The 13,502-nt window shown below is 73.7% G+C and carries 16 protein-coding genes; 10 read left to right on the top strand and 6 right to left on the bottom strand.

The features are described 5' to 3' along the window. Position 1 precedes the first annotated feature (1 nt). Entirely contained in the window at positions 2-394 is a 393-nt protein-coding gene (locus tag GA0070622_RS01765) for a VOC family protein (RefSeq protein ID WP_245666097.1), read from the bottom strand. Between the two features lie 115 nt (positions 395-509). On the opposite strand from GA0070622_RS01765, the gene GA0070622_RS01760 reads away from it, so the two are divergent. The 4 genes from GA0070622_RS01760 to GA0070622_RS01745 all read left to right on the top strand — a co-directional run bounded on the left by GA0070622_RS01760 (position 510) and on the right by GA0070622_RS01745 (position 4,056). Further along, complete coding sequence (locus GA0070622_RS01760) at positions 510-1,403, top strand: LysR family transcriptional regulator (RefSeq protein ID WP_091566010.1); 894 nt, start codon at positions 510-512, stop codon at positions 1,401-1,403. A 32-nt stretch (positions 1,404-1,435) separates the two neighbouring features. Beyond that, on the top strand, positions 1,436-2,002 hold the full coding sequence (locus GA0070622_RS01755) for an NUDIX hydrolase (RefSeq protein WP_091566007.1): 567 nt from the start codon (positions 1,436-1,438) through the stop codon (positions 2,000-2,002). Between the two features lie 70 nt (positions 2,003-2,072). Continuing rightward, on the top strand, positions 2,073-3,128 hold the full coding sequence (locus GA0070622_RS01750; protein WP_091576746.1) for a MerR family transcriptional regulator: 1,056 nt from the start codon (positions 2,073-2,075) through the stop codon (positions 3,126-3,128). A gap of 49 nt (positions 3,129-3,177) precedes the next feature. After that, a complete protein-coding gene (locus tag GA0070622_RS01745; protein ID WP_091576744.1) occupies positions 3,178-4,056 on the top strand; it encodes an LLM class flavin-dependent oxidoreductase in 879 nt (292 codons plus the stop codon). A 5-nt stretch (positions 4,057-4,061) separates the two neighbouring features. On the opposite strand, the gene GA0070622_RS01740 is transcribed toward GA0070622_RS01745, so the two are convergent. From GA0070622_RS01740 to GA0070622_RS01730, 3 genes are read right to left on the bottom strand one after another with little or no spacing between them, the layout of a single operon-like run. After that, positions 4,062-4,475 carry an ASCH domain-containing protein gene (locus GA0070622_RS01740; protein WP_091566005.1) on the bottom strand — a complete coding sequence of 138 codons (414 nt, stop codon included), beginning with the start codon at positions 4,473-4,475 and terminating at the stop codon, positions 4,062-4,064. 36 nt (positions 4,476-4,511) lie between these two features. Further along, complete coding sequence (locus GA0070622_RS01735) at positions 4,512-5,534, bottom strand: questin oxidase family protein (RefSeq protein ID WP_091566002.1); 1,023 nt, start codon at positions 5,532-5,534, stop codon at positions 4,512-4,514. Between the two features lie 33 nt (positions 5,535-5,567). Then, positions 5,568-6,131 carry a phosphoribosyltransferase gene (locus GA0070622_RS01730; RefSeq protein ID WP_176710404.1) on the bottom strand — a complete coding sequence of 188 codons (564 nt, stop codon included), beginning with the start codon at positions 6,129-6,131 and terminating at the stop codon, positions 5,568-5,570. Between the two features lie 167 nt (positions 6,132-6,298). On the opposite strand from GA0070622_RS01730, the gene GA0070622_RS01725 reads away from it, so the two are divergent. From GA0070622_RS01725 to GA0070622_RS01710, 4 genes are all read left to right on the top strand, one after another. Next, on the top strand, positions 6,299-6,925 hold the full coding sequence (locus tag GA0070622_RS01725) for a septal ring lytic transglycosylase RlpA family protein (protein WP_176710403.1): 627 nt from the start codon (positions 6,299-6,301) through the stop codon (positions 6,923-6,925). A gap of 68 nt (positions 6,926-6,993) precedes the next feature. After that, positions 6,994-8,121, top strand: coding sequence for a PP2C family protein-serine/threonine phosphatase (locus GA0070622_RS01720; RefSeq protein ID WP_091565993.1), 1,128 nt, complete (start codon positions 6,994-6,996; stop codon positions 8,119-8,121). A gap of 116 nt (positions 8,122-8,237) precedes the next feature. Continuing rightward, positions 8,238-10,094 (top strand): acyl-CoA dehydrogenase, encoded by a 1,857-nt coding sequence (locus tag GA0070622_RS01715; RefSeq protein ID WP_091565991.1) that lies wholly within the window; start codon positions 8,238-8,240, stop codon positions 10,092-10,094. 183 nt (positions 10,095-10,277) lie between these two features. Further along, the gene (locus GA0070622_RS01710; RefSeq protein ID WP_013283345.1) at positions 10,278-10,547 is read left to right on the top strand and encodes a DUF6458 family protein; all 270 of its coding nucleotides are present in this window, start codon (positions 10,278-10,280) and stop codon (positions 10,545-10,547) included. A 575-nt stretch (positions 10,548-11,122) separates the two neighbouring features. Here the strand turns inward: GA0070622_RS01710 and GA0070622_RS01705 are convergent. Beyond that, on the bottom strand, positions 11,123-11,653 hold the full coding sequence (locus GA0070622_RS01705; RefSeq protein WP_091565985.1) for a SixA phosphatase family protein: 531 nt from the start codon (positions 11,651-11,653) through the stop codon (positions 11,123-11,125). 116 nt (positions 11,654-11,769) lie between these two features. On the opposite strand from GA0070622_RS01705, the gene GA0070622_RS01700 reads away from it, so the two are divergent. Next, the gene (locus GA0070622_RS01700) at positions 11,770-12,060 is read left to right on the top strand and encodes a DUF6458 family protein (RefSeq protein ID WP_091565981.1); all 291 of its coding nucleotides are present in this window, start codon (positions 11,770-11,772) and stop codon (positions 12,058-12,060) included. Between the two features lie 73 nt (positions 12,061-12,133). On the opposite strand, the gene trhA is transcribed toward GA0070622_RS01700, so the two are convergent. After that, entirely contained in the window at positions 12,134-12,811 is a 678-nt protein-coding gene (gene trhA, locus GA0070622_RS01695; RefSeq protein ID WP_091565976.1) for a PAQR family membrane homeostasis protein TrhA, read from the bottom strand. A gap of 75 nt (positions 12,812-12,886) precedes the next feature. Here trhA and GA0070622_RS01690 point away from each other — a divergent pair, with 75 nt between their 5' ends. Then, entirely contained in the window at positions 12,887-13,501 is a 615-nt protein-coding gene (locus GA0070622_RS01690; RefSeq protein ID WP_091565973.1) for a 5-oxoprolinase subunit B family protein, read from the top strand. Position 13,502 lies beyond the last annotated feature (1 nt).

The following is a 13,502-nucleotide window of genomic DNA, read 5'->3' as shown; positions in this document are numbered from 1 at the left end:
GCTAGCCAACCCCGCCCGGCGGGTAGGTGCGCAGTTCGACGGTGTTGCCGTCGGGGTCGCGGACGTAGATCGAGGTGCCGGTGCCCCGGGCCCCGAAGCGCGGCACCGGCCCGGTCAGCACGGTGAACACGCCCGACTCGACCACCGGCTGCCAGTCGATCGGCTCCACCACCAGGCAGAAGTGGTCCATGGTGGAGCCGCCCGGATCGCCCCGGACCAGGTCGACGATGGTGCCGGCGTCGACGCGTACCGACGGGAAGGGCACCTCCCCGGCGCGCCAGCGGTCGACGCGCACCGGGGCCAGCCCGAGCGTGCCGCAGTAGAAGTCGAGGGAGCGTTCGACGTCGCTCACCGTGAGCACCAGGTGGTCGAACCCGGTCACGCGCATCGTCATCAGATCCTCCTGGATCGTGTGTGGGAACACCGTCGAGCCTGGTCGGAGGCGGGCGCGTGACCAAGCCCCGATCGCACTACCATCGTTGACCGGGAGTCAACGACGGGAGCGCCGGGTGCTGGAGCGGTACGAGATCGAGGCGTTCCTGACCCTGGCCTCCGAGCTGCACTTCGGGCGCACCGCCGAGCGGCTGGGCGTGACCACCGGGCGGATCAGCCACGTGGTGCGCCGGCTGGAGCGGCGGATCGGCGCGCCGCTGTTCGAGCGCACCAGCCGGGTCGTCCGGCTCACCCCGATCGGCGCCCGCCTGGCCGAGGAGATGCGCCCGCTGGTGGCCGGCATCGAGGAGGCCGTCCAGCGGGCCGTCGACGCCGGTCGTGGGCTCACCGGCGAGCTGCGCGTGGCGTACGTGGGCGAGTCCGCCGCCCCGGTGCTGCTCCGCGCCGTGGCCCGGTTCACCGAACGGCATCCGGACTGCGCGGTGCACGTGCACGAGGCCCCGCTGGCCACCACCCGGTCGAGCCTGGTGGACGGCACGATCGACGTGCTGGTCGCCGCGTACCCGTTCGACGGCATGGCGAACGGCCCGGCGCTGCTGCACGAGCGCCGGATGCTCGCGGTGGCCGCGGACCACCCGCTGGCCCGCGCGGAGTCCGTGTCGCTGGAGGTGCTCGGCGACCATCCGGTGGTGCAGTACCCGGCGGTCACGTCGGCCGCGTTCAAGCAGGACCGCACGCCGGACCGGACCCCGGCGGGCCGGCCGGTGCCGAAGGGCCCGGCCGGCGGCACGTTCTCCGAGATGCTCGCGCTGGTGGCGCTGGGCCGCGGGGTCCTGCCGGTCGGCGAGCGGACCCGGCACTACCACGCCCGGCCCGACCTGGCCTACGTGCCGATCCACGACGCGCCGCCGATCCGCCGAGGTCCGGTCTGGCTGGCCAGCAACACCACCACCCGGGTACGCGAGTTCGTCCGCGCCGCGGTCGACGCCAACCCGCCCCCGGCGGCCTGACAGCGTCGTACCCGGCTGGCACCATCGGCGGGATGCGGGACGAGATCAGGGCCGTGGTCGAGGAACTGCCGCCGGGCGACGAGTTGGAGGCGCGACACCGAGAGGTGGCGCTCGCCTGGTTGGCCGGCACGGAGGACATCTTCCGCCGCGCCAAGCCGCGCACCCCGTCGCCGCACCTGGTCGCCTACTTCCTGCTCCGCGACCCGTCCGACGGCGCGGTGCTGCTGGTCGACCACCGCCTCGCCGGGATGTGGCTGCCCAGCGGGGGCCACGTCGAGCCGGGCGAGCACCCGGCCGAGACGGTGCGCCGCGAGCTGCGCGAGGAGCTGGGTGTGCCGGCCGTCTTCGCGCCGCCGTTCGGCGAGCGGCCGGCGTTCCTCACCGTCACCGAGACCGTCGGCCCGCCGGAGCAGCGGCACACCGACGTCAGCCTCTGGTACGTGCTGACCGCCCACCGCGACCAGCGGTTCACCCCCGACCCGGTCGAGTTCCGGGGCGTCCGCTGGTGGACCCCGGTCGAGGTGACCGACGCGCCGACCGGCACGGTCGAGCCGCACCTCGGCCGGATGCTGGCCAAGCTGGCGGCCGTCGCGGCTTGACCCGTCCCCTGCGGCAGGGCCCAGCGTGGTCCGTGCCGGCCACCAGGGCCGGCGCGAGGAGGAGGGCGCCGTGCGGCTGATGACCATCGGGGCGTTCGCCCGCGCGGCCCGCCTGTCGCCCAAGGCGCTGCGGCTCTACGACGACTCCGGCCTGCTGCCGCCGGCGGCGGTGGACCCGCACTCAGGCTACCGCTACTACGCGCCGGAGCAGCTCGACCGGGCGCGGATGATCGCCGCGCTGCGCCGGGCCGGCATGCCGTTGGCCGAGATCGCGACCGTCTGCGACCTGCCGCCGGGTGCCGCCGCCGAGGCGTTGGACGCCTGGTGGCGGCGGGTCAGCGCGGACACCGCGACCCGCGGCCGGGCGGTCGCGCTCCTCGTCGACCAGCTCACCGAGAGGGGCTCCACCATGTCCGACATCCGATTCCGGTACGCCGTGCGGTGCGAGACCGGCACGGTCCGGGACACCAACGAGGACACCGCGTACGCCGACGACACGCTGCTCGCGGTCGCCGACGGCGTACGCGGTCCGGCCGGGGCCGCCGCGAGCGCCGCCGCGGTGGACGCGCTGCGGTCGCTGGAGCCGGCCGACGCGTCGGCGGCCGACCTGCTCGCCGCGCTGGCCGGGGCGGTGACCCGCGCCGACCGGGCGGTACGCGGGCACGCCGCCGGCGACGACCGGCCGGCCAGCACGCTCACCGCGCTCGTGCGGCGCGGCACCCGGCTCGTGCTGGCGCACGTCGGTGACAGCCGGGCCTACCTGCTGCGCGGCGGTGAGCTGTCCCGGCTCACCCAGGACCACACGTACGTGCAGACGCTCGTCGACCAGGGTCGGCTCACGCCGGCCGAGGCCGGCGCGCACCCGCGGCGGGCGCTGCTGGCCCGGGCGCTCGGCGCGGGCGGCGAGGTCGAGGCGGACCTGGCGGTGCGGACCGCGCTGCCCGGCGACCGCTACCTGCTCTGCTCGGACGGCCTGTCGGCGGTGGTCGACCCCGGGGCGGTGCACGCCGCCCTGGCCGGGGCGGACGACCCGGAGAGCGCCGTCGGGCGCCTGGTCGACCTGGCGTACGCGGCGGGCGCGCCGGACAACATCGCCTGCGTGGTGGCCGACCTGGTGGCCGCCTAGCCGGTCCGACCCGGGTCGGGTGTCCGACCCGGGTCGTACCCTGGCGCTCATGCGAATTGGCATCGTGATCCTGCCCGACCAGCGCTGGTCCGAGGCGCGCCGACGGTGGGCGCAGGTGGACGAGTGGGGCTTCGACCACGCCTGGACCTACGACCACCTGGGCTGGCGTGACCTGGTCGACGGTCCCTGGTTCGACTCGTGGACGACGCTGACCGCGGCGGCCACGGTGACCTCCCGGGTCCGGCTGGGCACGCTGGTCGCCTCGCCGAACTTCCGCCACCCGGCGGCGTTCGCCCGCCAGGTGACCGCGCTGGACGACGTCTCCGGCGGCCGGGTGCTGCTCGGGCTGGGCGCCGGCGGCATCGGCTTCGACTCGGCGGTGCTCGGCGGCGAGACGCTGCCACCCCGGCAACGGGTCGACCGGTTCGCCGAGTTCACCGAGCTGCTCGACCTGGTCCTGCGGGAGGACGGCGCCACCTGGCGCGGCGAGTGGTTCACCGCGGTCGACGCCCGCAACAACCCCGGCTGCGTGCAGCGGCCCCGGGTGCCGTTCGTGGTCGCCGCCAACGGGCCCCGCTCGATGCGGCTGGTCGCCCGGTTCGGGCAGGGCTGGGTCACCACCGGGCTCGACGGTGACGACCTGGAGGCCTGGTGGGGCACGGTGACTGAGCTGTCCGACCGGATGACGCGGACGCTGGAACAGGCCGGCCGTGACCCGGCGACGCTGGACCGCTACCTCTCCCTCGACTCGGCCCCGGTTTTCTCACTGAGCAGCGCCGACTTCCTCGCCGAGCAGGTCGCCCGGGCGGCCCGGCTGGGCTTCACCGACGTGGTGACGCACTGGCCGCGCGAGAGCAGTTGGTACGCCGGCGACGAGGCCGTGCTGGTCGAGGCGGCGGCGATGCTGCCGGAGCTGCGCCGCGCCTAGGAACCTCAGGTGCCGACGCTGCCCTCGGTGGAGACCAGGCGGAACCGCAGGCAGACGATCTGGCTGTCGTCGGTGACCGGCGTCCCCAGCCGGGCCCAGTAGGCGCCGTGTCCGGCCCGCCACTCCTCGATCGACCGGTCGCCCTCGCCCTCGGAGCGGGCGAAGTCCCACGGCACGTCGGCGAAGCGCACCACCTCGACTCCGGTCACCTCCACGACGCCGACCAGCGCGTCGTGGTCGTCGACCAGCGCGAGCCGTTCGCCGACGTGCTCCAGTTCCTCGTTCTCCTCGGCATACTCGCCGATCAGGCCGGCGGTGGCGGTCTTCACGCCGGAGAGCACGAGGGTGTTGAGGTCGGCCCGCAGCTCGCCGGGGGTGCCGAGGGCGAGCGCGCGCAGTCCACCGATGCGGGGCCACATCCTGCCGAGGCTACGGCACGCCCGCCCGCCTCCGTCTCAGATCAGGTGGCCGGCGTAGCCGGGTGCGACCAGCACCCGCTCGTCGCCGGTCGCCTGGTGCGCCTCCAACACCGCGTCGGCCAGCTTCACCACGTGCTCGTCGCCGTGCCGGGCCGCCCGGGCGAACACCTCCGCCGGGTCGGCGGATCCGCCGGCCGGCGGCGCGGCGGCCGGCGTGGGTGAGGCGTACACCGAGGTCACGGCCGCCGTCGCGGCCCAGGCCGCGGCGACGCTCGGCGCCCGCAGCGCCGGGTCGAGAGCCGGCAGGGTACGCAGCACCGCGGTGGGCGCGGTGACCGCGTGCACCAGCATCACCGGTGCGCCGTGCCCGAACCGCAGGTAGTCCAGCGCGGCCCGGTGCACCACCTGGACGAGCGTGCGGGTGGCCCCGCCCGGGTCGGCCGGCGGGCGCAGACCGGTCACCGCGCCGGACCACCCCGGTACGTCGGTGAGCCGCCCCAGCCGTTCCCGGATCCCGCCCGTCTGGTCAGGGATCCGGGGCACCGCGGCCAGGGCCGAGGCGGCGTCGGAACGCCCGGTGAGCGGTCCGGCCCCGGGCACCGGCTGCCATCGGGCCGCCCAGTAGCCGAGCGCCTGCCCCAGCTCGGCCCGGCGCTCCGGCGTCTCCCCGTCCGTACGCAGCACCCGCACGGCGTGCCCGACCCGGATCACGCCGTGGGTGGCGCCGGCCGCGATCCCGGGCAGCAGCCGGGGCCACCACTCGCCGAGCACCTCCGTCCACTGCCGTTCCCGCAGCTCGCGGTCGAAGTGGATCAGCCAGTCGCCGGCCCGTTTCGGGTCGCCGAGCGCGGCCCGCCAGTCGTCGATCGGCCGCAGCCCGCGCGGCAGCTCGTCCAGCCGGCGCAGGTAGCCGTCGAGCCAGCGGTGCACGCGTGCGCCCTGCCCGTGCCGGACCAGCGCCTCGGCGGCCATCGGTCCGTGGTTGGAGAGCCAGCCCTCGAACTCGGGGCCGGTGCGGTGCAGTCGGTGGTACGCCTCGTCGAGGATGCCGTCGTCCATCCGGCGATCGTCCGGGTTGAACCTCGCTTGAGGTCAACCCTCGGGCAACCGGTCCCCGCCGAGCAGGGCGCGCAGCCGCAACCGCGCGGCGACCTCGGGCGGGCACGTGGCCACCAGCGCGGCGGTGCCGACGACCACGGCGCCGGCGTCGCGGACCACCCGGTGCAGCGCGTCCGACTGCGCCCCGGTGTCGACCCAGTCGTCGACCAGCAGCACCCGGTCGCCCGGCTCCAGCCGCCGGTCGTCCACGCCGACGCGCAGCCGCCGGCCGCGGTGGTCCGGTGGCGTCTCGGCCCACCGCATCGCCCCGACCCGGTGCCGCTCCCCGCCGTCCTTGTACGCGGGCACGAACCCGGTGCCGGCGGCGACCGCGACCAGCGGGCCGAGCAGCAGCCCGGTCACCTCGGGCGCGACCACCACGGTCGGCCGCGCGTCGGGAAAGAGGGCGGCCAGGGCCGGGCCGACCTCGGCGAGCACGGCCGGGTCGCGCCACCAGCCGGAGAGGTCGCTGACGAGGTGGGTGCTGTCCGGTCCGGGGTCGATCCACCGGAACAGCTCGACCAGGCGACGGCTCAGCACGGCACCATCCTGCGGCATGGACGCCGGCCAGCGCACCTTCCACCGTTCGGCCGAGTGCGGATGGCTTGATCGGCTACACGTACCCGGGTAAATGCGGGCATAGCACCATGATCACGTTGACTTCGGAAGTGCTTCTCTCGTTACGGTCCGGGCCGGTTTGTTCAGTTGACGAAAGGACCGGGCCGGTGGCTGCTAGGCACCTTCGTACCCGCAAGTTCTCCTCGCCCGCCGGCATCGCCGCCACCGCGGCGGTCGGCGTGGTGCTCGCGGTCGGCGGCACCGTCGGCGCCGTGCAGCTCACCTCCGCCGAGCCCCCGGCCGAGCCGGTCGCCGTCGAGGTCGTGCCGAGCACGCCCGCTCCCACCTCGGCCAGCCCGTCGCCGAGCGCGTCGGCCTCGCCGAGCCTCAGCCCGTCGCCGAAGGCCACCCCGAGCCCGACATCGAGCCGTACGCAGGCGGCGTCCCGGGGCAAGACCCGGACCGCGCCGAAGCCCACGGCGACGAAGAAGACCACCGCCCCCAAGGTGGTGGACAGCGGATCCTGCGGCGCCTCGTTCTACGACGAGGGGCAGATGACCGCGAACGGCGAGACGTTCAACCCGAACGCGCTGACCGCGGCGCACAAGACGCTGCCGTTCGACACGAGGGTCCGGGTCACCAACCCGGCCAACGGCAAGTCGGTCGTGGTCCGGATCAACGACCGTGGCCCGTACATCGACGGTCGGTGCATCGACCTGTCGCGCGCCGCGTTCGCGGCCATCGCCTCGACCGACCTCGGTGAGGTGGACGTCCGCTACGAGGTGCTGGGCTGACCGACCTGTCAGACAGAACTTCCGCGACGGACGGGCCAGGTTCATTCACCGCTTCACGTCCATCAGGCATGCTGTCCGATGTACGCACGCAACCCTTCCAGCCGGGCCACGGCCCGCTGAGCCCCGGATCCCGCGCCGGTCTCGGCGCGGCCCTCGCGCTGCTCGCGATCGTCTCGGCTGCGGAGCTGGCCGACGGCCGTCCGGCGCACTATCTCGCTCTGATGGCCGCCGCGCCCGTCCTCGCCGGAGCGCTGACGTCCTGGCGGGTGGTGCTCGCCGTGGGCGCGCTGGCCACCGCCGCCGGTGTCGCCTTCGCGGTCGCCGAGCGCGGCGCCTCGCTGGTGACTGCGGTCAACGTGGCCACCGTCGCGCTGGTCACCGTGATCGCGGCCGCGACGGCCGCGGTCCGGCAGCGCCAGGCGGAACGGATCAACGAACTGTCCCGGCTCGCCGCGGTCGCCCAGCAGGCGGTGCTGCGCCCGCTCGGCCCGCAGGTCGGCACGCTGGCCGTGGCGGCGCGCTACATCTCCTCCACCGCGACCGCCGAGATCGGCGGCGACCTGTACGAGGTGATGGACACCCCGTACGGCGTCCGCATGATCATCGGCGACGTACGCGGGAAGGGGTTGGACGCGGTCCGGCTCGCCAGCATCGTGCTCGGCTCCTACCGCCACGTGGCGTACGAGCGGGCCGACCTGCGCGCGGTGGTGGCCGACCTGGACCGGGCGGTGGCCCGCAACGTCGGCGACGAGGACTTCGTCACCGCCGCGCTGGTCGAGGAGCGTGGCGGCACCCTCACCATCGTCAACTGCGGGCACCCGCCACCGCTGCTGCTGCGCCGGGGCGCGGTGATCCCGCTGGAGCCGCCGGCGCCCGCACCGCCGCTCGGTTTCATGCCGGTGGTCCGGCCCCGGGTCGAGCGGCTGGAACCGGGTGACCGGCTGCTGCTGTTCACCGACGGGCTGGGCGAGGCGCGGCGGGACGGGGAGTTCTTCCCCACCGCCGACCGGGCGTGGCGGCTGCTCGGCCACGGCACGGTCGGCGACGGGCTCGCCTCACTGGAGACCGCCCTGGTCGAGTGGGTGCACGGCCGGCTCGACGACGACATCGCGCTGGTCCTGATGGAGTACGCGGGCCCGCGCAGCGCCACCGCCGCCCCGGTGCCGAGCTGGGAGGTCGGCGCCGCCGACGGGTGAACCGGAAGTGTGTAATCGCTGTCACTTCCGAGATCGGCTTGTCGATGGCTACCGGCGAGTAATACAGTCTGGAGTTACTGATCGGTAACACCTGTCCGGAAGCGGGGCCAGCGAGCATGACCCACTACAAGAGCAACCTTCGGGACCTCGAGTTCAACCTGTTCGAGGTGTTCGGGGCGGACCGGACGTTCGGCCAGGCGCCGTACACGGACCTGGACGTCGACACCGCCCGCAGTTTCCTCTCGGAGGTCGACCGCCTGGCCCGCGAGGACCTGGCCGCCAGCTACGCGGACAGCGACCGCAACCCGCCGGTCTTCGACCCGGCCACGCACACCGCGCCGCTGCCGGAGTCGTTCAAGAAGTCGTACCAGGCGTTCATGGACTCGGAGTTCTGGCGCCTCGACCTGCCGGAGGCCCTCGGCGGCACGAACGCCCCGCGCGCCCTCTGGTGGTCCCTGGCCGAGCTGGTGCTCGGCGCCAACGCCCCGGTCTGGATGTACGCCTCCGGCCCGTCCTTCGCGCACGTGCTGCACGTCGAGGGCACCGAGGAGCAGAAGACGTGGGCCCGCCTCTTCATCGAGAAGCAGTGGGGCTCGACCATGGTCCTCACCGAGCCGGACGCCGGCTCCGACGTGGGCGCCGGCCGTACCCGCGCGATCCAGCAGCCGGACGGCTCGTGGCACATCGAGGGCGTCAAGCGCTTCATCACCTCCGGTGAGCACGACCTGAGCGACAACATCGTCCACTACGTGCTGGCCCGCCCGGTCGGCGTCGAGGGCGTCGGCGGCCCGGGCACCAAGGGCCTGTCCCTGTTCGTGGTGCCGAAGTTCCACTTCGACGCCGAGACCGGCGAGCTGGGCGAGCGCAACGGCGTCTTCGCCACCAACGTCGAGCACAAGATGGGCCTGAAGGTCTCCAACACCTGTGAGGTGACCTTCGGCGAGCACGGCGTACCGGCCAAGGGCTGGCTGCTGGGCGAGAAGCACGACGGCATCCGGCAGATGTTCATGATCATCGAGTACGCCCGGATGATGGTCGGCACCAAGGCGATCGCCACGCTCTCCACCGGCTACCTGAACGCCCTGGAGTACGCGAAGAACCGGGTGCAGGGCGCCGACCTGATCCAGCAGGCCGACAAGACCGCTCCCCGGGTCACCATCACCCACCACCCGGACGTGCGTCGCTCGCTGCTGATGCAGAAGTCGTACGCCGAGGGCCTGCGCGCGCTGGTCTGCTACACCGCCAGCTGGCAGGACAAGGTCGCGCTCGCCGAGGCGGCCGGTGACGAGAAGGCCACCAAGCTGGCCAAGCGGGTCAACGACCTGCTGCTGCCGCTGGTCAAGGGCGTCGGCTCGGAGCGGGCGTACGAGCTGCTCGGCCACGAGTCGCTGCAGACGTTCGGCGGCTCCGGCTTCCTCCAGGACTACCCCCTGGAGCAGTACGTCCGCGACGCCAAGATCGACACCCTGTACGAGGGCACCACGGCCATCCAGAGCCTCGACCTGATCTTCCGGAAGATCGTCCGCGACAACGGCAAGGCCCTGATGGCGGTCGCCGGCGAGATCCAGGAGCACATCACCTCCGAGGCCGGCAACGGCCAGCTCAAGGAGGAGCGGCAGGCGCTGGGCAAGGCGCTCGCCGAGATCCAGAACATCCTCGGTGTGATGACCGGCTGGCTGGGTGAGGCGCAGGGTGGCGACACCCGCGCGCTCTACAAGGTCGGCCTGAGCAGCCGCCGGTTCCTGCTGGCGATCGGTGACCTGGTGGTCGGCTGGCTGCTGCAGAAGCAGGCGGACGTCGCGCTGAAGGCGCTCGCCGGCGAGGTCTCCGCCTCGGACAAGGCGTTCTACACCGGCAAGGTGGCCGCCGCCCGGTTCTTCGCCCGCGAGGTGCTCCCCCGCATCGGCGCCGACCGGCGGATCATCGAGGGCGTCGACCTGGAGATCATGGACCTCCCGGAGGAGGCGTTCTAAGCCCTTCCGGGGTCCTCATCCCCTGAAGCGTCACTCTTCCCCTCACCGACGGCCGGCGGGCGACAGCCCGCCGGCCGTCGGCGTTGCCGGGCCAGGGTGGATAGGCGGCCGGAGGGCGGGTAACCGTCGCGGACCACGACCGGAGCACGCCCAAGGGCCATCGCACGGGGGAGTGCAGCGCACATGGGCATTGGTAGCGCCATCTTTCTCATCGCGCTCGGCGCGATCATGACCTTCGCCATCCGGGCCAACGTCTGGTGGATCGACCTGCGCGCGGTCGGCTGGGTCTTCATCCTCGCCGGGCTGGGCGTCCTGCTGACCACGCTGTGGTTCTGGCAGGACCGACGCAAGCGCGCCCGCACGCTCATCGTGGAGGAGAACCGCCTCTCCCACCCGACCGCGATGATGCCGCCGCCGCCCGACCCGCCCCCGCCGACGGCCCCGCCGTCCTGACGGGCTGCGCCGTCTGGCGTCGGGCTGCGCCGTCTCGCGATGGGGTGCGCTTCCTCGCGCCGGACCGCGTCGGGCCGTCTTGTCCTGCCGGGACGCGCTGTCCACGCCGGCTCTCCGCGCCCGGATGCGCCGTCGGTGCTGGGCCGCGACGTGCTCGCGCTGGTCCGGCTGGCTTCCTCGCGCCGGGAGCCCGGTGACTGTCGGTAACCCCCACGGAGGATGCGCCGCTGAATAGCCGATATACCGCTGAGTCATAATTATGACTCAGCGGTATATCGCTCTAAATTCACCTGCTCACCTGCTCACCTGCTCACCTGCTCACCTGCTCACCTGCTCACCTGCTGACGGGCGTACGGCGTGCGGGCGTGCGCCTGGCGAGCGCGGCCGCGCGCGGAGGCCAGCCGAGCGCGAGGCCGGCGGCGGGCACGACGGTCTGCTCCTCGGTGCCGCGCGGTGGGTGCGGGCTGCGGACCCGCGACCCGAGTCGACGAGGCCGCCCTGTGACGAGCAGGTAGCGGCAGCGGCGACCGGGGCCGGCGTCGCTGGGTGCGGTGAACGGACCGGAGCCGCGGCTCTCAGCCGCGAGCGGTGTGGCGGGCGGTGAGGGGCGCGCGGGTCAGGTCGGCCCAGCGGGTGGTGGGGCGGTGCACCACCAGGTCGGTGGTGCGCAGGCCGTCCGGATCCGCCCGTTCCGGGTCGAGCAGCGCGGAGAGCAGTGAGATGCCCGGATTGTGCGCGACCAGGAGCACCGTGCCGGCCGCCGGGTCGACCGCCCGCACCAGGTCCAGCAGTTCGTCCGGGTGCGCCTCGTACGCCGTCGGCTCGTAGCGCACCGCGGGCGTGGACCCCGCCGGCCCGCCTTCGGGCGGGGAACCCGTCATGCCCATGGCCACGCCGTGCCAGGTCTGCCGGGTGCGCCGGGCCGGGGAGCAGAGGACCACGTCGGGGAGCAGTTCGTGCCGGGCCAGCCAGGCGCCGGCGGCCGCCGCGTCGGCGTGACCGCGCGCGGTGAGCGACCGCTCCGCGTCCGGTGCGTCCCGCTCCTGCTCCGCCTTGGCGTGCCGCAGCAGCACCAGCGTCCGCTCCCCGTTCCTGCCGTCCGTCATGCGCCCAGCTTGCCTGATTGGCGATCAGAGCGCCTGGGTATGTCGATGTGTGCCGCTACCTCATCCATGGCCGCGGCGGGCAGGAAACGCCAGCAGGACGCCAAGGAGGCGACGTCATGGGCATCGGTGCCAGCATCTTCCTCATCGCGCTCGGCGCGATCTTCGCGTTCGCCATCGACGCCAACCTGGGATGGCTGAACCTCAACGTGGTGGGCTGGGTGCTCATGCTCGCCGGTCTGGCCGGGCTGCTGACCACGCTCTACTTCTGGAACAGCCGCCGCCGGGTGGTGGCCGCGCCGGTGCGCGAGCAGGTCGTCGCCGAGCCGGTCGTGCCGGTGCAGGGCGACCGGGTCGTGCGCGAGGAGTACCGCGAGGTGCGCCGCCCGGGCTCGGGCTACCCGGCCTGACCCCCACAGACCCGAGGGCCCCGCAACGGCGCGGGGCCCTCGTGCGTGTCCGGGGCGCGGTTGCCGGACCGGCTCAGGCGAACAGCGCGAAGTAGATCGCGATGTGGTGGCAGATCGCCGCGACCAGCGTGCAGGCGTGGAAGAACTCGTGGTGGCCGAAGACGGTGGGCCAGGGGTTCGGCCGGCGCAGCGCGTAGAACACCGCGCCCACGCTGTAGATCGCGCCGCCCACGCTCAGCAGCACCAGCGCGGTCACCCCGCCGCCGTGCAGAATCTGCGGCAGCATGGTCACGGCCACCCAGCCGAGCGCCAGGTAGAGCGGGGCGGAGACCCAGCGCGGCGCGTGCGGCCAGATCAGCTTGACCGCGACGCCGGCCAGCGCGCCGCCCCAGACCAGGGCCAGCATGATCGTGGCGTGCCGGGTGTCCAGCAGCAGGGCGCAGAACGGCGTGTACGTGCCGGCGATGAACACGAAGATCATCGAATGGTCCATCCGGCGCATGATCTGGTAGCCGCGCTCGGACCAGACGCGCCGGTGGTAGAGCGCGCTGGTGCCGAAGAGCCCACAGACGGTGAGGCTGTAGATCAGGCAACTGACCAGCGGCGCCCAGCCGGGGCGGGTGGCCGCGATCGAACAGAGCACGATGCCGCAGACGAGCGCGGCGAAGAACGCGTACGCGTGCAGCCAGCCGCGCATGCGCGGCTTTCCGATGTCGACCGGCCGGAGCCGGAGCGGTGCGGAGGTGGTCACCTCATCAGGTTACGACACCGTAGGTTACTTGCAAGTAGTGTGGACCGTCACCTCGGCTGACGCGAGGATGGCCAGATGCGGATCCGGCCCGTCGGGGCGCACGCCCTGCTGCTCGACTGCGACGACGCCGACCAGGTCGAGGCCTGGCGGGCCGAGCTGTGGCACCGGCGGGACGCCGGCGAGCTGACCGCCCGGGAGATCGTCCCGGCGGCCGTCACGGTTCTGCTCGACGGCGTGCCCGACCCGGCGGCCACGGCCGCGCGGATCGCCGGGTGGCGGCCACGGAACACCTCCCGCGGGGCCGACTCCGTCGAGGTCCGGGTGCCCACCGTGTACGACGGGGCTGACCTGCCCGCCGTCGCCGACCACTGGGGCGTCGACGTGCCGGACGTGGTGGCGCGGCTACGGCGTACCGAGTTCCGGGTCGCGTTCTGCGGCTTCGCGCCGGGGTTCGCCTACCTCACCGGGCTGCCCCGGGAGCTGGCCGTGCCCCGGCTCGCCACCCCGCGTACCCGGGTGCCGGCCGGCTCGGTCGCGCTCGCCGGCCCGTACGCGGGGATCTATCCCACCGCGTCGCCCGGCGGCTGGCTGCTGGTCGGGCGGACCGACCTGCCGCTGTTCGACGTGCACGCCGACCCGCCGGCCCGGCTCGCCCCCGGCACCCGGGTCCGGCTGGTCGAGACCCGGTGAT

Source organism: Micromonospora sediminicola, from assembly GCF_900089585.1.
In the GTDB taxonomy this organism is placed as follows: Bacteria; Actinomycetota; Actinomycetes; order Mycobacteriales; family Micromonosporaceae; genus Micromonospora; species Micromonospora sediminicola.
The sequence above is the reverse complement of the archived record's forward strand: the minus strand, read 5'-3'. Positions and strand labels throughout refer to the sequence as shown.